At 53.0% G+C, this 347-nt stretch carries 2 rRNA genes; both read left to right on the forward strand.

Annotated features, from left to right (window positions below):
• A 23S ribosomal RNA gene (locus tag IF47_RS31315) occupies positions 1-191 on the forward strand; the annotation flags it as partial.
• Positions 192-282: 91 nt separating this feature from the next.
• Positions 283-347, forward strand: a 5S ribosomal RNA gene (gene rrf / locus IF47_RS0127080); the annotation flags it as partial.

Here is a 347-nt window from a genome sequence, read left to right on the forward strand (position 1 = left end):
CAGCGTCAGATGTGTATAAGAGACAGGGATAACCGCTGAAAGCATCTAAGCGGGAAGCCTGCTTCGAGATGAGTATTCCCACCTCCTTGAGAGGGTAAGGCTCCCAGTAGACGACTGGGTTGATAGGCCGGATATGGAAGCACGGTAACGTGTGGAGTTGACCGGTACTAATAGGCCGAGGGCTTGTCCTCAGTTGCTCGCGTCCACTGTGTTGGTTCTGAAACCACGAACAGCCCCATGCCAGGTCACGGTATGGTGCGGCAGTTTACAGTTTCATAGTGTTTCGGTGGTTATAGCGTTAGGGAAACGCCCGGTTACATTCCGAACCCGGAAGCTAAGCCTTACAG

Origin of the sequence: Streptomyces megasporus (genome assembly GCF_000718985.1) — a bacterium.
GTDB lineage: Bacteria > Actinomycetota > Actinomycetes > Streptomycetales > Streptomycetaceae > Streptomyces > Streptomyces megasporus.